Source organism: Formosa algae (genome assembly GCF_001439665.1).
GTDB classification, from domain to species: Bacteria; Bacteroidota; Bacteroidia; order Flavobacteriales; family Flavobacteriaceae; genus Formosa; species Formosa algae.
The window spans coordinates 1-20,863 of sequence record NZ_LMAK01000045.1 but is presented as its reverse complement, the minus strand read 5'-3'; the positions used below and the strand labels follow the sequence as shown (position 1 = coordinate 20,863).

General features: G+C 32.0%; 24 protein-coding genes. 9 read left to right on the top strand and 15 right to left on the bottom strand.

What is annotated here, in order from left to right; translation table 11 throughout:
* Positions 1-52: 52 nt before the first annotated feature.
* The 3 genes from creD to AST99_RS11485 form a co-directional block, all read right to left on the bottom strand.
* Positions 53-1,432: a cell envelope integrity protein CreD gene (creD, locus tag AST99_RS11495; protein ID WP_057781981.1), complete on the bottom strand. Its 1,380-nt coding sequence runs from the start codon at positions 1,430-1,432 to the stop codon at positions 53-55.
* A 78-nt stretch (positions 1,433-1,510) separates the two neighbouring features.
* Positions 1,511-1,807, bottom strand: coding sequence for a winged helix-turn-helix domain-containing protein (locus tag AST99_RS11490; protein WP_083495671.1), 297 nt, complete (start codon positions 1,805-1,807; stop codon positions 1,511-1,513).
* A gap of 28 nt (positions 1,808-1,835) precedes the next feature.
* Positions 1,836-2,444, bottom strand: coding sequence for a hypothetical protein (locus tag AST99_RS11485; protein WP_057781979.1), 609 nt, complete (start codon positions 2,442-2,444; stop codon positions 1,836-1,838).
* A 322-nt stretch (positions 2,445-2,766) separates the two neighbouring features.
* Between AST99_RS11485 and AST99_RS11480 the strand changes: the two genes are divergently transcribed.
* The 6 genes from AST99_RS11480 to AST99_RS11455 all read left to right on the top strand — a co-directional run bounded on the left by AST99_RS11480 (position 2,767) and on the right by AST99_RS11455 (position 8,756).
* The gene (locus AST99_RS11480) at positions 2,767-4,308 is read left to right on the top strand and encodes an SLC13 family permease (RefSeq protein WP_057781978.1); all 1,542 of its coding nucleotides are present in this window, start codon (positions 2,767-2,769) and stop codon (positions 4,306-4,308) included.
* A 118-nt stretch (positions 4,309-4,426) separates the two neighbouring features.
* Complete coding sequence (locus AST99_RS11475) at positions 4,427-5,014, top strand: Crp/Fnr family transcriptional regulator (protein WP_057781977.1); 588 nt, start codon at positions 4,427-4,429, stop codon at positions 5,012-5,014.
* Positions 5,015-5,086: 72 nt separating this feature from the next.
* Positions 5,087-6,181 carry an alkene reductase gene (locus AST99_RS11470; RefSeq protein ID WP_057781976.1) on the top strand — a complete coding sequence of 365 codons (1,095 nt, stop codon included), beginning with the start codon at positions 5,087-5,089 and terminating at the stop codon, positions 6,179-6,181.
* A 27-nt stretch (positions 6,182-6,208) separates the two neighbouring features.
* Positions 6,209-6,634 carry an OsmC family protein gene (locus AST99_RS11465; RefSeq protein WP_057781975.1) on the top strand — a complete coding sequence of 142 codons (426 nt, stop codon included), beginning with the start codon at positions 6,209-6,211 and terminating at the stop codon, positions 6,632-6,634.
* 2 nt (positions 6,635-6,636) lie between these two features.
* The gene (locus AST99_RS11460; protein WP_057781974.1) at positions 6,637-7,689 is read left to right on the top strand and encodes an NAD(P)-dependent alcohol dehydrogenase; all 1,053 of its coding nucleotides are present in this window, start codon (positions 6,637-6,639) and stop codon (positions 7,687-7,689) included.
* Between the two features lie 233 nt (positions 7,690-7,922).
* Positions 7,923-8,756, top strand: coding sequence for a phospholipase A (locus AST99_RS11455; RefSeq protein WP_057781973.1), 834 nt, complete (start codon positions 7,923-7,925; stop codon positions 8,754-8,756).
* Positions 8,757-8,831: 75 nt separating this feature from the next.
* On the opposite strand, the gene AST99_RS11450 is transcribed toward AST99_RS11455, so the two are convergent.
* Entirely contained in the window at positions 8,832-9,128 is a 297-nt protein-coding gene (locus AST99_RS11450) for a hypothetical protein (protein WP_057781972.1), read from the bottom strand.
* A 7-nt stretch (positions 9,129-9,135) separates the two neighbouring features.
* Positions 9,136-9,291 carry a YqaE/Pmp3 family membrane protein gene (locus AST99_RS11445; protein ID WP_057781971.1) on the bottom strand — a complete coding sequence of 52 codons (156 nt, stop codon included), beginning with the start codon at positions 9,289-9,291 and terminating at the stop codon, positions 9,136-9,138.
* 210 nt (positions 9,292-9,501) lie between these two features.
* On the opposite strand from AST99_RS11445, the gene AST99_RS11440 reads away from it, so the two are divergent.
* Together AST99_RS11440 and AST99_RS11435 are read left to right on the top strand one after the other, a co-directional pair.
* Complete coding sequence (locus AST99_RS11440; protein WP_232301617.1) at positions 9,502-10,371, top strand: AraC family transcriptional regulator; 870 nt, start codon at positions 9,502-9,504, stop codon at positions 10,369-10,371.
* 121 nt (positions 10,372-10,492) lie between these two features.
* Complete coding sequence (locus AST99_RS11435; protein ID WP_057781969.1) at positions 10,493-10,777, top strand: CBU_0592 family membrane protein; 285 nt, start codon at positions 10,493-10,495, stop codon at positions 10,775-10,777.
* Positions 10,778-10,993: 216 nt separating this feature from the next.
* Here AST99_RS11435 and AST99_RS18610 read toward each other — a convergent pair whose 3' ends face one another.
* Entirely contained in the window at positions 10,994-11,215 is a 222-nt protein-coding gene (locus AST99_RS18610; RefSeq protein WP_157486371.1) for a hypothetical protein, read from the bottom strand.
* A gap of 381 nt (positions 11,216-11,596) precedes the next feature.
* On the opposite strand from AST99_RS18610, the gene AST99_RS11430 reads away from it, so the two are divergent.
* Entirely contained in the window at positions 11,597-13,060 is a 1,464-nt protein-coding gene (locus AST99_RS11430; RefSeq protein WP_057781968.1) for a hypothetical protein, read from the top strand.
* A 497-nt stretch (positions 13,061-13,557) separates the two neighbouring features.
* Here the strand turns inward: AST99_RS11430 and AST99_RS11420 are convergent, their stop codons facing one another.
* The 9 genes from AST99_RS11420 to AST99_RS11380 all read right to left on the bottom strand — a co-directional run bounded on the left by AST99_RS11420 (position 13,558) and on the right by AST99_RS11380 (position 20,812).
* A complete protein-coding gene (locus tag AST99_RS11420; RefSeq protein WP_057781966.1) occupies positions 13,558-13,791 on the bottom strand; it encodes a hypothetical protein in 234 nt (77 codons plus the stop codon).
* Positions 13,792-13,809: 18 nt separating this feature from the next.
* Positions 13,810-14,541 (bottom strand): methanethiol S-methyltransferase, encoded by a 732-nt coding sequence (mddA, locus tag AST99_RS11415; protein WP_057781965.1) that lies wholly within the window; start codon positions 14,539-14,541, stop codon positions 13,810-13,812.
* 110 nt (positions 14,542-14,651) lie between these two features.
* A complete protein-coding gene (locus tag AST99_RS11410; protein WP_057781964.1) occupies positions 14,652-15,842 on the bottom strand; it encodes an alpha/beta fold hydrolase in 1,191 nt (396 codons plus the stop codon).
* A gap of 222 nt (positions 15,843-16,064) precedes the next feature.
* On the bottom strand, positions 16,065-16,628 hold the full coding sequence (locus tag AST99_RS11405; RefSeq protein ID WP_057781963.1) for a hypothetical protein: 564 nt from the start codon (positions 16,626-16,628) through the stop codon (positions 16,065-16,067).
* A 136-nt stretch (positions 16,629-16,764) separates the two neighbouring features.
* A complete protein-coding gene (locus AST99_RS11400) occupies positions 16,765-17,475 on the bottom strand; it encodes a hypothetical protein (protein ID WP_057781962.1) in 711 nt (236 codons plus the stop codon).
* 274 nt (positions 17,476-17,749) lie between these two features.
* A complete protein-coding gene (locus AST99_RS11395) occupies positions 17,750-18,046 on the bottom strand; it encodes a hypothetical protein (protein WP_157486370.1) in 297 nt (98 codons plus the stop codon).
* A gap of 203 nt (positions 18,047-18,249) precedes the next feature.
* Positions 18,250-18,792 carry a hypothetical protein gene (locus tag AST99_RS11390; protein WP_057781960.1) on the bottom strand — a complete coding sequence of 181 codons (543 nt, stop codon included), beginning with the start codon at positions 18,790-18,792 and terminating at the stop codon, positions 18,250-18,252.
* A gap of 167 nt (positions 18,793-18,959) precedes the next feature.
* A complete protein-coding gene (locus AST99_RS11385) occupies positions 18,960-19,784 on the bottom strand; it encodes a class I SAM-dependent methyltransferase (RefSeq protein ID WP_057781959.1) in 825 nt (274 codons plus the stop codon).
* A 173-nt stretch (positions 19,785-19,957) separates the two neighbouring features.
* Complete coding sequence (locus AST99_RS11380; protein ID WP_057781958.1) at positions 19,958-20,812, bottom strand: aldo/keto reductase; 855 nt, start codon at positions 20,810-20,812, stop codon at positions 19,958-19,960.
* Positions 20,813-20,863: the final 51 nt, after the last annotated feature.

Genomic DNA, 20,863 nt, shown 5'->3' with positions numbered 1-20,863 from the left:
ACTATTAAAAAAAGTATCAAGTCATATAAAACTTGATACTTTTTTATGAATTTTATTCTCCGTTTTGCCAATCTATACTTCTAGACGCATACATTACGGCCGCTAATATTGCAAATAAACCAATACTTCCAACCAATAAAGCATAGCTTTCTAACTGTATAATTACAAATATAAAAGTGTACAATATGGTTAGTGAAACCCCTATAAACAGCGGAAATTTTATATTCTTTAAAATGGATTTTGAGTAGAGCGTAATCAGCACAATCACAGATGTACCAGCAATTACATATGCTTTTAAATAACTACTATGTTCCGAAATAGAAATTAATAAAGTATAAAACATGGTTAACGCAATTCCAATCATTAAATACTGAAACGGATGAATGTTAATTTTACTCATCGTTTGTATTAAAAAGAAGATTAAGAAGGTTAATCCAATCACTAAAAACCCATATTTCGCAGAGCGCTCACTTTTTTGATATTCATCTACTGGAATCATAAAATTAACGCCAAAAGCATACTGTTTTAAATCTGGGAGACCGTTAAAAGATTCCTGAGAAAAAGGACGATTAATATCTAATACTTTCCATTTTGCATTAAAACCAGTTGTAGAAATTTTATCAGAATTCTGAGGTAAATATTCGCCTAAAAAATTAGCCGTTTTCCAATCAGACTGTATATTAACATTGGTTTCTTTCCCAACAGGAATAAAACGTATTTGTTTACTACCATTTATATTAATGTTTAAGTTAAAAGAGACGTCGTGTTCAATAGGTAAATCCAATGCTTTTATCGATTTACTTTCTAATTTATGCAATCTTAAATCGTCTAAATAACTTGTGTTTTCCTGCTCATATTTAGACTCTAAGGGATACGTATTAGTATTAAATGTAATTTCAACTAAACTGTTTACACCTTTTAAATTAGAGGTTTCTACAATCAATTTAGATTTATCCCATAAAATATCTTCATCCTTAATATCATGTTCACTAAAATCGGGTTTGGTAAAACTTCCAGTGATATCAATATTACTTTTATACACAGCCGTTTTATAAATGCCACGTTGTTTCTCTTCAGGATTTATGGTAGAATTTATATCTAATGTATTGGGAAAAAAGTAAGCATATTCTGTAGATGTGTAACTTTCCTTTTTAGTCTTTTTTGTTGTTTCATTAAAAATTTCTTTAATATGATGCACTTGGTAGGGCACTTTTAAAATGGGGCCATATAATAACACTTCCTTTCCCCATTTCTGATTAATTTCATTAACAACCTCTTCTTGTCTGTCCATGCGTTCATGAATTAGACTTTTTATAAACGATAACGGAATTAAAAGTATTGTGGTTAATATTCCAACCATTAACATTCTTGCGGTTATCGAATGTTTCATCCATTTTCCAATTCTACTCGGTTGCTGATTCTGTTTTTCCATGTTATTATAGTTTTATGACTTAATATTTATATTTTAAAAGAACTTTGAAATTCAAAGTAAATAGATAAATAAAAAAAGCTAAGTGTTGTTAATTAACTTTTCAAGGGCATTAATATGTTTCTTAAATTCTGCTTTCCCTAGGGGAGTAGCGGCATATTTTGTATTGGGTTTTCTTCCAATAAATTGTTTTTCTACGGTAATAAATTCAACTTTTTCCAGAGCTTTTAAATGGCTGGCCAAATTACCATCTGTACATCCCAACAATTCTTTAAGCATTTTAAAATCCGCATGCTCATTCACCATTAAAACCGACATTATTCCAAGTCGAATTCTATGATCAAAAGCTTTGTTGATGTTTAAAATTATGTTTTTCAAAATATGTAGATTACTTTATAAATGGTAATTATTGTCTTTCAAATTTATAGTACATTAAAATACCATAAATTATATGCATAAATCCAAAACCAATTACCCAAAACCAAAATCCGAAACCAGGAAGCAACGCACTTATTAACCCTAAACCTATTTCTATTAAACCTAAATATTTTATATATCCCAAAGTATGTTTAGACGCATTGTATAAGGCAACGCCATAAAAAATAAGCATTAAAGCACCTGTTTGACCGTATTTACCTTGACTTAGAATTATTAAGATATATAAACCTCCTGAAACAAGCGGAATTAAAAAGCTAGCTAACAAGTTTTTTGTGGTAGTATTCCAATACGATTCACTGTTTTTATTGGCTCTCTGGGTGGTTAAAAAAATGGAAGTCCCTACACTTAAAACGAGTACAATTAGTAAGTCTAATAAAATTAATCTAAACACTTTTCCGTCTAAAAGTAATGTACCGTAAGAAAACGTGTTGACTAACCAATAGGCGTATCCTGCGCCAATTAAAGCATAAATCCCTGCTAAAATACCGGATATACCACTTAACGAAATAAATCGCGATGATTTACTCATTAAATTTTTAATTTCCGTAATGTCGTTTAAATACTTTTCTGTGCTCATTAGTAAAGAACTTTGAAATACAAAGTAAATAAATATAAATCTATTGTACAACTAAATGTTTAAAAAGTATTTGGGCGTTACCTAAAGGTCGAGCTTTACATTATATCTTTTTATTTCGAAAAGATAATAAAAAGGATGCCATTCCAATCCCTAACGCAAAAAAATAAGATGAAACCAGATAATAATCGGAATTTTGTTCAAATACTAAAAAAGCATTAATTATTGCTAAAAATGATTAAAACAACAATAAAAAACATTAATCGTTGCGGGTGTGTTGGGGAAAGTTTATCTTTTCTTAGAATTAACTAAAACCAACCACCATATGTCAAGTCTTGACACAACCACTGAGATTAATATGAAATTAATAGTCTCAGGTTTACTCGTATTTTTTTGCATCATTTTCTTTGTCGATTTACAACCAGGATCACCAGAGGTGACATATACAGCGGCTATTGCCTTTTTAATGGCTTTTTGGTGGGTTACTGAAGCTTTACCAATAGGAATCACCTCATTTTTACCCATTATTTTATTTCCAGTTTTGGGGATTTTAGACGGTAAAGACATCTCAGATGCGTATATCAATTACGTTATTTTTCTATTTATAGGTGGTTTTGTAATGGCATTAGCTATGGAAAAATGGAGTTTGCATAAACGTATCGCTTTAAAAATACTATCGGTAGTTGGCGGAAGTCCGTTTAGAATCATGCTCGGTTTTATGTTGGCATCTTCATTCTTATCCATGTGGATGTCGAATACCGCTACCGCCATGATGATGCTTCCTATTGCATTTTCTGTTACAACAGCCTTAGAAGAAGTGTATGGCGAAGGTAAAATAAGTTCGTTTGCTGCCGGTTTATTACTGTCTATTGCACATGCGTGTTCTATAGGCGGAATAGCAACTTTGGTAGGAACACCTCCAAACTTATCGTTTTTAAGAATTTTTGAAATTATCTATCCGGGAGCGCCAGAAATCTCATTTGGTCAATGGATCATGTTTGCTTTTCCCATAACGCTCATGATTTTTATGTTTTCACTCTTTTTACTGTATCTCACTTATCGTCCCAAAGGCAATATTGAAGCCTTGGAAGCTTCGTTTTTTAAAGATAAATACAAGGCCTTGGGCGATGTGACTCCAGAACAGAAACGAGTCTTTGTTTTATTTGTGTGTTTGGCTTTATTGTGGGTTTTTCGGTCTAATCTTAATTTAGGGTTTTTAACCATTCCAGGATGGAGTACCTTATTTAAAAACCCAAAATTCTTAAACGATGGTACAGTCGCTATTTTTGTAGCTATGTTACTATTTATAGTGCCATCTTCTAAAAAGAAAGAAGCGTTAGTCGATTGGAAAATTATGGTAAAATTACCTTGGCATATCGTGTTTTTATTTGGTGGTGGGTTTGCGTTAGCCAAAGGGTTTATGGACTCTGGTTTATCTAGTTATGTTGGCGGACTTTTAGGAGCCACAAAAGGCATGTCTGCCATGAATTTAGTAGGTACTTTAACCGCATTAATGTCGGTGCTTACAGAATTTACGTCTAATACGGCTACCACAGAAATGTTATTGCCTATAGTCTCTAGCTTGGCGACAGAAATAGAAGTAAACCCTTTACTAATCATGATTCCGGTAACTCTAGCGGCCTCTATGGCATTTATGTTGCCTATCGCTACACCGCCAAATGCAATTGTGTTTGGAACAGGGAAATTGAAAATGATTCAAATGATTAAAACAGGGATCATTATCGATATTTTTGCAACTATTGTCATTGTTTTAATGACCTTATTTTGGGGGACTGTGGTGTTTGATATCGATCCGTCTGTGTTTCCCGATTGGGCAGTTTCAACAGTTAAAGATATGCAACATTAGTAATTAGGGTTTTATAGGATTAATCTGTCTTTATCTGTTTAATTCAGGGCACATGAATTTTATATTGTATATGTAAATTATTATTGTGCACATCCAAATCATTTAGCATCTTTGCTACATGCATACAGCCATAGCAGATCACATTCAGAATCATATTCAACCTACACCGGCTGAAATGCATATATTTCTATCTACTTTAAATGAAGTCTCGGTGTCTAGAGGTCAGTTTTTACTCAAACCGGGCACACATGTCAAGCATGAGTATTTCGTGATAAAAGGTTGTTTAAAAGCGTACTATTTAGATGTTAAAGGAAGTAAACACATATTGCAATTTGCAATAGAAAATTGGTGGATTGGCGATTTTAATGCGTTTTATAATCAGATTGCATCAAATTTATATATTGAAGCGATTGAAGATGCTCAGCTGTTATCCATTAACTACGATAAACTTCAGGAGGTGTACGAACAAGCCCCCATTTTTGAACGGTATTTTAGAATTTTAATTACTAAAGCTTTCATTTCTCAACAAAAACGCATCTTATCGGCTCAAGAAAAAAACACTCAAGATCGTTATCTCGAATTTTGTCAATCGTATCCAAATATCGAAAATCGAGTAGCCAATTACGATGTCGCCAATTACCTTGGTGTTACTCCAGAAAATCTGAGTCGAGTGCGTAAAGCCTTAAAAAAGTTAAAACTATCCTAATTGATATAGGTCAATAAGATTGGTTATACGGTGTTGTAAATTTGTTACAATAACCATTAAAACAGTATAGCTATGTCAAAACAACAGCTTTTAACACCCTATCATAAAAATATTTCAATAAAAAATAGAATCGTTATGGCACCTATGACGCGGAGTCGTGCCGATAATGATGAAAAAGTTCCAACAGACGCCTTACAAGGTGTGTATTATGAACAACGCGCTTCTGCCGGTTTAATCATAACAGAAGGTTCTCAAGTTTCCAAACAAGCAGTAGGATATGTAAATACACCTGGAATACATTCTGAAGCTCAAATAGAAGGTTGGAAACATGTTACAAAGCGTGTACATGATCAGGGCGGCACCATATTTATGCAATTGTGGCATGTGGGGCGTATTTCTCATCCGGATTTCCATAATGGAGAATTGCCAGTTTCGGCTTCTGCAATTAATCCAAATGCACAATCTTTTACACCAGAAGGTTTTAAAGATACAGTTACACCAAAAGCGATGACGGTTGCAGAGATTAAGCAAACCGTGAAAGATTTTCAACATGCTGCAGCTAATGCTGTGAAAGCAGGATTTGATGGTGTAGAAATTCACTCGTCTAACGGTTACTTATTTCAACAATTTTTTAATGCGTGTTCTAATACTAGAACAGATGAATACGGTGGAAGTATTGAAAACAGAACCCGTTTTTTCTTTGAAGTTTTAGATGCTATTAAAGAAGTAATGCCTCAAGAACGTATAGGTGCTCGTTTTAATCCGTCTTTACATGGTATGTTTGGAATTACGGTCGATGAAGAAACTATTCCAACTTTTGAGTATATCATTAAAAAATTAAACGATTATAATTTAGCCTATGTGCATTTATCAGAACCATTTACAGATGTATCTGATGTGCCATTTGCGGTAACAGATATTGCTAAACATTTCCGTCCGTTATACAATGGCACACTGATGATTAACAATGGGTTTGATAAAAAAGACGGAAATAAAGTATTAGAAGCTGGAGATGCAGATTTAGTAGCTTATGGTAAGCTATTTATTTCTAATCCCGATTTAGTAGAGCGTTTTGAACAAGATTTGGAATTAGCAGATTGGGATAAAGATACATTCTACACCCCTGGAGAAAAAGGGTATACTGATTACCCAAAGGCTTCTAAATAATTATTAACAGTTAAAAATACAAGTACTATGAAATTTACAAGACAAGCACAGGCACAATGGAAAGGAAGTGGAAAAGATGGACACGGTCAGATCACCACAGCGAGTAAAGTTCTAGACCACACAGCATATTCTTTTAATACTCGTTTTGAAGATGGAGAAAAAGGAACCAATCCTGAAGAGTTAATCGGAGCAGCTCACGCTGGATGTTTTGCCATGCAACTTAGTTTTTTATTAAACGAAGCAGATTATACTGCAACATCTCTTGATGTAGATGCAAGCGTTAATTTTGAAGATGGCGCCATTACTAAAATCATTTTAAATTTAGTAGGCGATGTTCCTGAAATCGATGCAGAGCAATTTCAACAAATTGCACACGAAGCAAAAAACGTGTGTCCGGTTTCTAAAGTATTACAAGCAGACATTGAATTAAAAGTATCACTTAAACGCGCATAATAATGACAACAACAGTTAAAGCATATGGTGCAACAGCATCAACAGAAGAATTAAAACCGTTAGACATTCAGCGCAGAGCTGTAGGTACAGACGATGTTAAAATAGATATTACATATTGTGGCGTATGTCATAGCGATATACACACGGTAAGAAACGATTGGAAAGGTTCCACATATCCGGTAGTTCCAGGACACGAAATTATTGGTCGCGTAACTGAAGTAGGTGAGGGCGTAAGCCGTTATAAAGTAGGCGATTTAGTTGGAGTTGGATGTATGGTAGACTCTTGTCAGACGTGTTCATCTTGTGCGCAGGATTTAGAGCAATTTTGTGTAAACGGAGCCACATTTACTTATAATAGTCCAGATAAGCATTTAGAAGGTTTACAAACCTATGGTGGCTATTCCACAGCTGTCGTGGTAGACGAAAAATTTGTACTGCGTATTCCTGAAAATTTAGACGAAGCAGCTACCGCACCTTTATTGTGTGCAGGGATTACAACATGGTCGCCTTTAAGTCATTGGAAGGTGAAAAAAGGTGATAAAGTGGGTGTGATTGGTTTAGGCGGACTCGGACATATGGGAGTGAAATTTGCAGCCGCATTAGGCGCGCATGTTGTGATGATTACAACATCTCCAGAAAAAGGACAAGATGCCAAACGCTTAGGTGCGCACGACGTTTTAGTGTCTAAAGATGCAGAAGCGATGCAACAACACCTGGGGAGTTTCGATTTTATATTAAATACCATTCCTGTAGGTCACGAAATGGATCCGTATTTGGGTTTACTTAAAATAGATGCCACTATGGTATTAGTTGGTGCAGTAGAACCTTTAAAACCCTTCCATGGCGGAAGTGTTATTGGCGGACGTAAACGTATTGCAGGTTCGTTAATAGGAGGTATAAAAGAAACACAAGAGATGTTAGATTTCTGTGGAGAACATAACATTACAAGTGATATTGAGCTTATTGATATGCAACATATTAATGATGCTTACGAGCGTGTCACAACAAATGATGTAAAGTATCGCTTTGTTATCGATATGAAATCACTTAAATAATAGACGTTTAACGCTATCTGATTACACAGCATCTAAATTGTTTTTAGATGCTGTTTTTGTGTTTATAAGGTTTTGGATTGTATTAAAAATTTAACCAAACAAACTTCAGTGCGGCTATAATATTTTGCAACTTTGCAATTCCTTAATGAATACTAATATTAATGCAGTGTGTTCTTTGTTTAGAGACTTTTATATAAAAGCATTCTCTAAATTTAAACACCACTATTTCAATTATGAAAAAACAACTATTTGCTCTTGGCGTATTCTTAATGTGTGCACAAGGTTTTGCACAAACGTATACACGTGAAGAGGTTAAACAACATATTAAAGAAGATCCGTCATTCACCATCCATCAAGATAATTATTTAATTACGGGTGTCCCAACCAACACGTCTATAGAATCTACTACGGCCGATATTAAATATCAAATCAGTTTTAAACAGCTTATTTCTAGAGAACCTATTATATGGGATTCTTATATGTATTTAACCTATACCCAAAAGGCGTTTTGGAATATTTACGAATTTTCTAGCCCGTTTCAGGAAATAAACTTCAATCCCACCATCGGATTAAGTAAAGTGATTTATGATGATACAGATCATGCCAAAGGTATTGCGTCTTTAATGTTAAACCATGAATCTAACGGTCGAGATAGTACCGCTTCTAGAAGTTGGAACCGCTTAAGTTTAAAATATGCGACAACCTTAAGTCATAAAACCACAGCAAGTTTGGAAGTTTGGGCACCTTTTGGATATCAGGATGATAATTCCGATTTGTTAGAATATGTGGGCTTAGGAGAAATGCGTATAACTCATGAATTTATGCCGAACAAACTAAGCTTAGAGGTAGCCTTGCGTAAAGGTTTAAATTGGGATTGGAAAGGATCGGTAAGATCGCGACTATATTACAATCCGTTTAAAACCAAAAACCAATATATCATGCTAGAATGGTATGCGGGCTATGCCGAAAGTTTAATTGCTTACGAAAAATTTAGTAGTATGGTGCGTTTAGGTTTTGTAATTAAAACAAACGAATTAGATTTCTTAAAGCCCAAATGGGTAGATTAGAATATAAATAAAAGAGCCCTTACACATAAACTGTATAAGGGCTCCAATATAATACATCGGGTTTGCAAAATGCTATTAATCGTCCTTAGTATTATCTATATCTAATTCTAGGTTTTCATTATCTGAACTACCAATGCTGTAATGTTTGTTTTCCTCATCTTTCGGAGGTTTTCCATTGGTTAATGGTCTAGCAGGACTTGCTCCAGGAATATCTAAATTTTCAGCAGCAAAGTCTGGTTCATTTTCTCTTTTTTTAAGCAATTCATCGTCTCCATTGTCTTGTCTTAAATTTCCAGATGCATCACCTAATATTTTTTTATCTTCTTTTGTAATGTCCGGATTGTATGATGTTGTCTTATCTGTATTTTTCATAATATATTTATTTACTGTTTACATAAAAGGCATGAATTACTCCTGGTAACCATCCTAAAAGCGTAAGTAATATGCTTATTAATAACGCGGTTCCAATACCGTGTTTTAAAAATACGGCAACAGGAGGTAACAGGATGCTTAATATAATGGTAAGTAATGACATGTGTTTTATTTTTAGTTATACTCAAAATTACAGTTTATACATGCTAAGTGTTGACTGAAATCATTTTAAAATTAATGCGTTTACAATGACACTATACACTTTGTCTACTAAAACATATGCAGCTAATTAAATATAAGATCTAGATAAAATTGTAGGACAAACAATTGAAAAATAGCCTATGTTTGCGGTTTCAAATTAACACGCTTTATAGTGACTTCACCTATTAAAAAATATTGGTTTAAAACGGGAGTACTTCATGAGTTTGAGGTGGTAAACCTTAAGGAACTTTATGCCAAATCTTTTAATGAATTAACAGTGCCACATCGTACAGAATTCTATCAGATTATATGGTTTAAAAAAGGGAGTCCGAAACATATGGTCGACTTTAATCCTATAGAGATTAAACCCAATTCTATTTTATTTGTCGATAAAAATAGTGTGCAGTGTTACGATAGTACAGAAGCTATAGAAGGCGAAGTTTTAATGTTTAGCGATAACTTTTTTTGCAAAACAGAAGTAGATACAAGGTTTTTAAGAAGTTGTATGTTATTTAACGATTTGCATGCTATTTCTAATATTGAAGTCTCTGGTGGTTTAACTAAAACCTTTCAGAGTTTTTTTCAGCTTATAAAAACAGAATTAAAAACGAATGCCGATGGTTTTCAGTCGGATATTCTTAGAAATTACCTTCAGAATTTATTATTGGTGGCCGAGCGTACCAGACTGAACATAAAAACAACAGCCATTAATAAAGGGCCTGATTTAGAATATGTAATTAAATTTCGGGATTTATTAGACAGACAATTTCACGTTTTAAAATCGGTGAGTAAATATTGTTTACAATTACGTATTACAGAAAAACGCTTAAATGCGGCTACTTTAAAAATTATGGCCATTTCGCCTAAACAAATGATAGATTCTAGAATTATATTAGAAGCAAAACGTTTGTTGGCACATACTACAGATAGTGTAAAGGAAATTGCGTATACTCTTGGATTTGAAGAGCCTACAAACTTTGTAAAGTACTTTAAAAAACATCAAAAAGTAACACCTTTAGAGTTTAGAAATCGGTTTAAATAGTCCGTTTTAAAAATGGCGCAAAATTACCATTTTTAGAAGCTTTTGTATCATTTAAAATCAGTCCTCTTAGAAGACATTTGCACTTTAATTTAACAACAAAAATAGAATCAAATTTAGTGAAATGAAATTGTTAATTGATGTATTAGGGTGGGCTGGATCGGCCTTTTTAGTTCTAGCATATGGACTAACCCTTATAGAAAACAATAAGTATATTAATTACTCTAAGTACTTAAACCTTTTGGGAGCTGTAATAATCGCCATAAACTGTTATTATTACAATGCATTACCGTCTTTTGTTGCCAATTTAATTTGGAGTGTAATGGCTACGTTAACCTTATACAAAGAAAAGAGCAAGCAACATTACATGATTAAACCTAAATTTATGAGGCCTAAATTTAAAATTTAGGACGCTTAAGGAGATGAAAAGTATCATGCTGTGGCTTATTTTTATCATTTCGCAGACTAGAAAAATCATCTCAAAATCAGTTACACATTAACACATAGTTTACTTAGTATAAATAAACTAGAAACATATGTTTATTGAAAAGAGCTACCAGAAGGTAGCTCTTTTTTTATGGAGTACTATTTTATAAATGTATCGACTAAATAAACATAACTACAGTTAGGTGAGCTTTCTGCTAGTTTTCTGAATAATCCAATATCCAAGTCCGATTAGCCCTAAAAGCACCGAAATAGCTATAGTTAAATCGGTTGCAGAAAACACAACATAGGTATCGTAAATATTAATGCTTAAACTTTTATTTGGGCTTCTTAAACCTATTACCATAATTAGTGGTATTGAAAACCATAAAAGGAGATGTGGTTTCTTGGTGGGCTTGCTCATGATCTTGTTATTTTTTCTTTCTTATTAATTACACGCTGTACATCGCGTATACTAAAATTTATCTGGAACTGTGATAAGTAAACTTTTTTTTATAAATGTAAAACAATTTGTTGTAATGGGATTGCGGTAAAACCGTAAATAGGGGAGATTTTCTATTTAAATGTCTTTCGTTTTTGTTTCTTACAAACCTTTATATTGCAAAGTAGCCTTGTTAACACGACCACCAAAAAGGAACACAATTTTAAGTTTCATATAAAAGTAAAACAGCTTGTCTAAATTATAATATAATCTATACAGTAGTGATAACTCGTGAGTTAGTAATTAATAGAATGATAAAAAATATGTAACTTGCTTATTATGTATAACTTAAGATGTCGGTTTATGTATTCAAAAATACTATCTCTATGCTTTTTTTTAAGTGTTGTTCATTTAGGTTTTGCCCAAGAAACAAACAAATACAACCCTTGGAAAGAACCAAAAAAATATAAAAAAGAAGAAGCTAGACTTCAAAAAGCAAGAGAAGCTGCAAAAGCCAGTATGAAAGTCTGGGAACTCCCGAGCTCTAGAGATTATAAAATATATGAATCTGATGGTTTTAGTGCGCAGTTTTTACCGAATACGTCACGACGACAGACCAAAGAGTTTATAGCAATAGTTGGAAACAGAACAGGGCAATATCCAACTGCTGAGGATATTTTTATTGAGTATAGAGGGGCTTGTGGGCAACAATTGCTTGTAAAATCTAATGCATTAATGTATACACATCCGTTACTACAAAATTATATACAAACTCGAAATATAAAAGATTTTCCGATTCAGGGTATGTTAAATGCACTGGTAAAAGGCTTAAAAGATCAGTGTGATAATTTAGAGGCGGTTCGGTTTACTTCAGGACCTATTGGTTTATCTGCTAAGCAAGGTGAAATGGAGCATGAGGTTATTACTATTCAGGGACATATGACTAAGGCTAATGGTTGGAGATTAGAAAAGGGGTTCGGCGATGCTTTAGCGTCTTATACTGTTAAACTTCATACTGGATATTTTCCGATATCAAAATTTGCAGTAAATTATGAAGGTACTTGCCATACTTCACAAAAATTAGATATTGCACCTGTTTTTACCAATAATACAGAGCGTTATGGTTACAAAAAAGTAAAAGGCCTTTTTTATTATGAAGAAGTAGCAAAGAAAGCTATTGAACAGTACATTTTGGAATGTTCAAATGTAGAAGAATTTGAGTTTACTTTGAATTATTTACCTGAAGATATGTTTGTGAAAGAAGGTAAAGCAGGTGTGATTACAGCATCTAAATCGGATAATTGGGAATTAGACACCTCTCAATTTGGATATATAAGATCTTTAGGTCCCCGAATTAATGATTACGAAGATGTGATCACTCAACTTGAAACAGGAGATTTCCCGTTGTTTGAACAGTATACCGACTTTTTTAAACTGTTTTATGAAGATTTTATGGACGCCTACGGAACGGTGTGTCGGAGTCAACTTAAAAATCCAACGACTATAAAAATTCATGCATTTGAAACTAGATATAATGATTTAGGTTACAAAATTAGTGAGACTTCTTTAGGTCCACCACAAGTGCTATATATCGAGACCGCTTATTTAAAACGTTATCAAAGCATTGCACATTATAATAAAGGAACGGTATTATATAATATCTTTAAAGGATTTTTTAGTGGCGATCAACGTGCTGGAGTAGATGCTATATTATTTAGATTGAGAGGTTCAGAATACATTAAAAAACACATCAATAGTAATTGTAATGGCGAAGACCTAAAAGTGTTATATAACTATATTCAAGAGTTGGCAAAGCGTATTGAATAGTCTGTTATAGGTGACAAGTTAGTAAAACAAGCATTTATCAAAGCTACTTCAGCGTTGATATATAATGATTCCCACTGCAATATTTAGTCTAATTCTTTGTTAATTTCTGACATTAACTTTTCTACATCTTCCTTTAGACCAGATTGCATAAAAATAAACGTTTGAATGGCATCAATTGTATACCTCATACTCTTTTGTAAGCTTTACTTTTAATAAATTCCTGGTAGTTTCTTGGCTTAAAAGAACTATAGAATTTAAATGTATCAAACTCCTCCATGAACATTGGTTTTATATAATTGGTATAGTGCTCTGTAAAATAAATGCTTTCAAAAGATTTATAAATTCCATATTGAACACCATATAAATTTGAAATCGAAGTTCTTATAGAATCATTAGAAATTACAAACATTCCTGACTTTTTAAGGTAATTGAATGTAGTTTCGTTTGGGGAAAACACAAGGTATGGATATAAATTAGCGAAATGATAATCTAAAGAATCATGATATTTTATTCTCCATATTACTAATTATAATTTCGTTTGCATTTTTTGAAATTATTAAGGCCTCAATATTTGAATTTATATCATCAAGATTCTGTTTCAATTCAAGGCGCAATTCTTTTAGAATCTGGCGCTCTAATTCTTTATTATTCTCACTTTTAGATATGTCATGATTTTTGCAACTAGTCATTAAAAGTCCAATGGTTATGATAAATAAAAATATGTTTTTCATGCTGTTATTATTATAGAATTATTTTTTTGTAAAAGGAATTATCATAGGCACTTCTTTTTGATAGGTTTCATAGTCTTCTCCAATATATTTACGAAGATCTTTTTCTTCTAAATATTTTACAGCAACAAAAATGTAAAGTGTGGTTACAACACTAAATAATAAATGTCCCAATGTCATTACTGGTGTTGCCCAAAATGCAATTAAAAAACCTAACATTATGGGGTGTCTTACTAATTTATAAAAATAATTAGTTTGAAATTTCGGATTTGAAGTTTTCCGGTTTTTTAGATTATCAAAGATTTGTGCAAGTCCAAATAACTCAAAATGATTAATCATAAATGTAGAAAGTAAAACAATAAGCCAACCTAGAAAAAATATTCCTGTTAGAATATTAGAAAGAATAGTGGTTTCAGTTTCCCAAACTAGAATGGTTATGGGTTGCCATTGCCAATAAACTAATAATAATGCCAAACTTGAGAGTAGAATATAAGTACTGCGCTCCATAGCTTGACTAAAGATGGATGTAAACCATTCTTTAAATTTTGGTCTTGCCATAATACTGTGTTGCAATGCAAACACGCTTAAAAGAATTATATTGGTTAGAATAGCTTTAAGCAACGTTGGCTCAACACCAGAGTCTATAGTTTTTGGAACAAATAAATTACCAACAAAGCCTATAGCATATAAAAAAGCAATTAGAAAAATACAATAGGCCACTATTCCATAAATAAATATGATATACTTTTTCATAATTTGTGTTTTTGGTTATAACACAAAATTCAGTAAATAGAATTGATTTTGATATTCTTAAACATCCAATAAATGTGTTTTAAAGTCCAAATAGCCTATTTGTCAGTGCTTTAAGGTGATTCTGCTTTGTATTGATTGGGAGTGCGTTTGAATTTTTTTTTAAATGATTGAATAAAATGAGAGCAGTTTTTAAACCCACTCTCATAACAGATTTCGTTTACGTTTAAATTGGTTTCAAGTAAAAGTGTTTTTGCGTATTCAAGGCGTTTAGACATTATCCATCTAGAAGGTGTTGTATTAAATGTTTTTTTAAAATCTCTTTTAAAAGCAGATAAACTTCTGCCACATAATTTAGCGAACTCCTCAATTTTTAAATTATACATGAAATTTTTAGACATTACAGTTTCTATATCTATTCCTATTTTATTAATTTTTTGTTTCGCATTTATAAAGTCTAATTTGTTAGGACGTATTCCTGTGACAAATTCTTCAATTTCTGCTAAAATAGGATAGGTGTCGCCTGTCCAAAACAGATGATCTTTACCATTAAATTCAACAAGTTTGGAATTAGGTATACGTGCTGACAGATATCTACCTTCTTCAACAAGGATGTCTATATCCTCTTTTCTAAACAGAAGCAGAGTAGGAACTTTAATGGATTCTAAAACACCAGTTACATCAATTTTTACACACTGTTTATGTAAAATTAATGCAGCCTTTGGGCTTCCTCCAGAACGCAAATAACTGGCTAGCCAATCAAGAAATGCTGTATCGTGCGCTAATGATGGAACTAATGTTTTTAATCCATCAAGATTGCCGTGTGCCCAATTTTCTTCAATGGCTTTATTTGAGATTTCACGTTCTTCATCTGTTGGAGCCCACGGATAGTCCTCAGAATATCTGCGTTTTGCAAATATTCCAAAGCCAATAACTCCCAAAGTTTTTTGAGGATGTTTTAAAGAATATAATAGACTAACAGATCCTCCTTCAGAATGACTAAATAAAAATGCCTTTTTTGAATGTGTTGCATCCAATACGGCATTGATATCATCTATTCGTTCTTCCATAGTAGAATATTCGTCAGAACGATCTGAAAGTCCTGTTCCTCTTTTATCAAAAATAATAAGTCTAGCAAATAATGAAAGTCTAGTTAAAAATGCAGCAAGTCTAGGTTCAGACCACATCATATCAATATTTGAAACCCAACCTGGAATATATAAAATGTCGATTAATCCATCGCCTATCACTTGATATGCAATGTTAAAATCACCACTTTTAGTATACTCAGTTTTAGGTTTCATATAGTTCTATTAATATAAATTCTACATATATAAGGGTTTTAAGAATGTGTTACAACATGCTTGTGTATGAGGTTGTTGTGTGTTAAAGTAACTAATTTAGTAAATATAAATTGAATATATAATCCGATTGAAGATTCCGAAGAAGAATAAGAAGCTAACACAATGACATTAACTGTTTGATAAGCACTAAACCGCAATTACTTTTTACGGTAACATAACACGTTATTTTTTGCTTTTATATAATGCAATAGCTTTTAAGAAGTTCACGCCACCAACTTCTGTTAAGTCGGTTAAAAATCCATTTAATTCAGGATGATTTTTGTCAATCCAACTCAAAAGTTCGTTTTTATTTTTTTCCCAAGTCGGATAATCAAAATTCACATATTCCGTTTCTATGCTGATTATTTTTTCTTTTTTAAACCTAAAAATTTGATTTATTATAAACGGTTTTTCGTGAAGAAAAATGATTCTTTTGTTAGTTTTTGAGGTTTTTGCATTTACAATTCCGTCCTTTTCTTCAATATTGAGTATTTTATAATGAGGTTTAAAAACGGAATCCCATTTTAAAAGCTCCATATATTCGCTTTTAGAATAGGTGTTTTTATGTTCTCCTTCAATAGTTTGTAGGCTATCGGCAAACCATTCTGATAATTTATAGTAGTCTGAATTATTAATAACCTTATAGTATGTTTTAGCTATTTCAACCCTGTCAATTTCCTTTTCAGAGGGTTTACAGGATATAAATCCAATTGTTAATAGTAATACAAGTGCTATAATTTTGTTCACTGGTTTTTGGATTAAGGTTTATTGCGTGGGATAAGCACCTAATGTAATTAATACAGTTAACATAGAAAATCTGTTATGATTTTGTAAGTAGGGAAGAACCGAGTAATTATTTTTACACGGTGTTACAACACATTTTTTATTTCTTTTCTGTGTAATCACAATCACTGTTAATTACAATTTTCTTATCAGTTTTCCAATAGTTTATTAACGTCTCTTTTTCCCCTAAATTACCATAATAATCTATAAAATACTTTTCGATAAAAATACCATTTGCTAAATTCCCTTCTGTTTTCCATTCTTCATAGGCTGTTGAGAAATCGAGTACAGGTAAGTGAAATGAGGTTTCTTTATCAATGATGTAAAATTTAGTACCTAGTTTTTTTCTTTTAACTTTTCTCGGTTTTATTGATTCCAATTTGTATTTACTGAAAGTTTTTCCATTAATTACAGTGTCGGTAAGTTTGAAAAAGTCATAATTCTTTGTTTGGTGTTTAAATGGATTTTTATATCTCGTTACATATTTACAGTCTATGTTTATAAATTCGGCTGTATTTAAATCGGACTTTAAGAATGTAACATTGGAATATATTCCGTTTTCATCTTTAAAAATCATTTTATAATATAAGCTATCTAATTCCGTTATTACAGCTCTATAATTATTATTCTTTGAGTTTGTTAAATAATATTTTTTTGTGGTTTTATCTTTTTCTCTGAATGGTTGATTTTTGATTTTAATAGAATCTTTATATAAAGTCTGTTCATACTCGATTAGGTAATCAAATTCATATTGTTTTTGTGAAAAGCAATGAATTGAGAATAAAAGAAATGTTGCTAGAAGTAGTTTCATAAAATGTTTGTAAATGATTAGTGGCGTGTTTAAGTACTAAAGTTAACAAATAAAGTACAAAAATAAAATCCGATTGGATTTTTAAAAATAGGCTTGCACTAGTAATTCATTTTATACGGTGGATAGTCACTATTTTTATTGAATTAATCAACAGTCCCACAAGTAGATGTTTTTGGCTTTATATTTAGTTTTTTATACATTTCAGGTAATTGACTTCGATTATTATATTCTGTATTTCCGTATTCGAGATAAATCTGTGTATCAATGTCGTTTTTTAAATGAGTTCCGTTTCAAAAGGTTTACATTTTCTCCCGTAAATTTTAAGGAGAATTTTATTGTCAATTATATCCTTTGAATTTACAATAAGAATACTTTTTCCAACTAAGTCAGAAAGATCAGTTTCTATTTTTTGTTCTCCAGAATATAATTCTACAATTGAGGCTACTAAAGTGTCTTTTGTCGTTTTTTCAAGAATCAATAAATCTAATCTTAAAAACGATGTTTCGGAAGTATTTTGTCCGTTTGATTGAATAAAAAAAAGAAGAATAAATATGTAAATTAGGTGTTTCATTAGTTGTGTACAGTGTTGTTGTATATGGTTTGTTGCGTGTTTAAGCACCTAATTTAGAAAATACAAACCGAATAAAATATCCTTTAGGATTTTGTATGTGCGCTAGAACTAGCAATAAATTATACGTTGTTAGCAACTGGCTTTTTTGTTTATACTTTTACAAATCTCTCAAATCTACAATCGTTTTTTTATGAACTCTAAATTTAATCTATAATCATGCTTTGAATTTCTTCTTGTAGGCCTTTTTCCGTAACAATTATATCCTGCATCATTAAAATAATTAGTTCTTTTTTGTCAATTCCTGTTTCTTTTATATTTGGATAAAGGAAGTTAACCAAAAGTTCAGTTTTTGATTCCAAAACTTCTTTTTGTTCTTCAATACTAGCTAGAGCAGATATTTTTTCATATTCCAACAATTCAATTTTTGAACCAGAAATGGCTTTCCAAGAGTTTATTTTAATACTGGGCATATGAATTCCATCTGCTTTCATCATTACGTCAAATATCGAAATCTTATTGTTAGTTTTATAAAAATTTAAGGTGTCAATAAGTCTTTTTTGAAAAGACAATTCCTTTATAATATTGTCATTAGTTTCCTTTAACTCTTTATTTATTGAAGATTTTATCTGGGTAATATATTTCGTGTTTTTTCTATTCTCATTCCAGTTATTTATCCACAAGGCAATTAAAACCCCAAATAAAACGGGAATCATATCTTTTAGAAATTTCTTAACATTTTCTTTCATTTCTTCTTTTCGGAATTTTGTCTTTCTTGTTGCTAACTATTTTGTGTATTATTAGTTGCGTGGTTAAGCAACTAATTTTGCAAATAATTACCGACCAAGAAAGTCCGCGAGGACTTTCGTAAGTAGGCGAGAAGCCAGCAATAAATTATATACTTTGTTGGCAACAGTTATTTCTTGTAAACTCCACTTTTAAGTTCTAGTTCACCACTTTTTAAATGTACCAAGAGATTCATTAATTTCGTTTTTGTTGTATCACCCATTAAGACATTCAGTCCCATTTTTGGTGGTCCAAGTTCTTTTAGACTTTTAACAAGCGTATCAAAATAATCAATTCCGGCTTGGGTTTGGTTGTTAGACTGTTTTTTAGTTAATCCAAACTCATTTAAAAAACTATCCATTTTCTCTGCCTTAAACAAGAAACTATGTTCAGCCAAACTAGCCCAAGGCATAGGATAATTAACTTCACCACTTCCCTTTTTTAGAATATCATAAAATAGAAAATATCCATCCGTTTTTAAAACTCGATTAATTTCTGAATAGAATTTTTTCTTGTTTGGGATATTCATTTGCACGTGTTGTGTCCAAACAACATCAAAGGTTTTATCCTCGAATGGAAGTTCAGTAGCATCTCCCTGAATAAAGGTTGTTTTATTATTTAAATTAACGAGTTCAGATAGTTTGGTGGCTGTTCGTATATATTCATTACTTAAGTCTATTCCTGTAGTTTGACAATTGTATTCATCTGCAAGCATTCTACAAGGTCCGCCTAAACCACAACCTACATCAAGAACATTTAATCCATTAATGTTAATACTGTTGGCAAGCTCTTTAGACACAGTTGCTCCTCGAACGTGAAACTCATCAGTACCTGAAATATCAGACCTTTTTACATTATTTAGAGGGATATTTTGTTCTTTTAGACGATTTATAATGTCTTCATAAAGTCCTTCCTTTAGGTAATGATTTTCTATGCTTTTATTTAAACTGTCCATTAAATTTGATGTGAGTAAGTTTTAATTGTTGCCAACGTTTATGTGTAAGGAACGTTGCGTGTTTGAGTGCGAGGATTTTCCGAAGGAAAATCAGATGCTAGCAAACAAAGCAACGACCTTTGGTATAAACTAAAATAAGCAATGTTTTTTACACGGTGTTAGCAGCCGTATTTTTAGTTTTTAACATTTAATACATCTGGCCAAATGTTAGGTAATTCTCCGCTAAAACCCATTTCTGGAAGTTCATTTATTTGCTTCATTTCCTCCTTTGATAATTTAAAGTCAAAAATATTAATATTTTCTTCAATTCTTTTTGGTGTATTTGATTTCGGTATAACGATGGTTTCGTGTTGAGTTATCCATCTCAAACAGATTTGAGCTATAGATTTATTGTGTTGTTTAGCGATAGTTTGGATTATTTCATTTCCAAACACTTTTCCCCTTGCCAAAGGTGACCAAGATTCAACTACAATATTATTCTTTTTGCAAAATTCCGTCAATTCTGATTGCCAATAACCAGGGTGAAATTCAATCTGATTGATAGCAGGGATTACGTTTGCAGTTTGAAAAAGTGCCTCTAAATGTTCTTTCCAAAAATTACTTACTCCAATGGACTTTATTTTCCCTTCAGCTTGTAACTCCTCCATTGCACGCCAACTATCTGCATTTGCTTTTTGCCAATCTTTATAGTTTTTTGCATTCGCAGGCCAATGGATTAAATACAAGTCAATGTAATCCAATCCAAGTTTTTTAAGTGATTTGTCAAAAGCTTTTTTAGCTTCTTCATAACCTAAATTTTCACGCCATAATTTTGTGGTTACGATAATTTCTCTTCTATCGATTCCACTTTCATTTATTGCTTTTCCAACTTCTTTTTCATTATCATATTTGGCGGCTGTATCAAACATTCTGTAACCTATATTTAAAGCATTTTTTATAGATTGAATACCTTCTTCCTCGGTAGATTTGTATGTTCCAAAACCTATAATTGGTAACTTATTTCCGTCGTTTAATTCTATTTCTTTCATTTTTTATAACGTTTTGTATTATATGGTTGCTAACGTGTTTCTTTAGTTTGT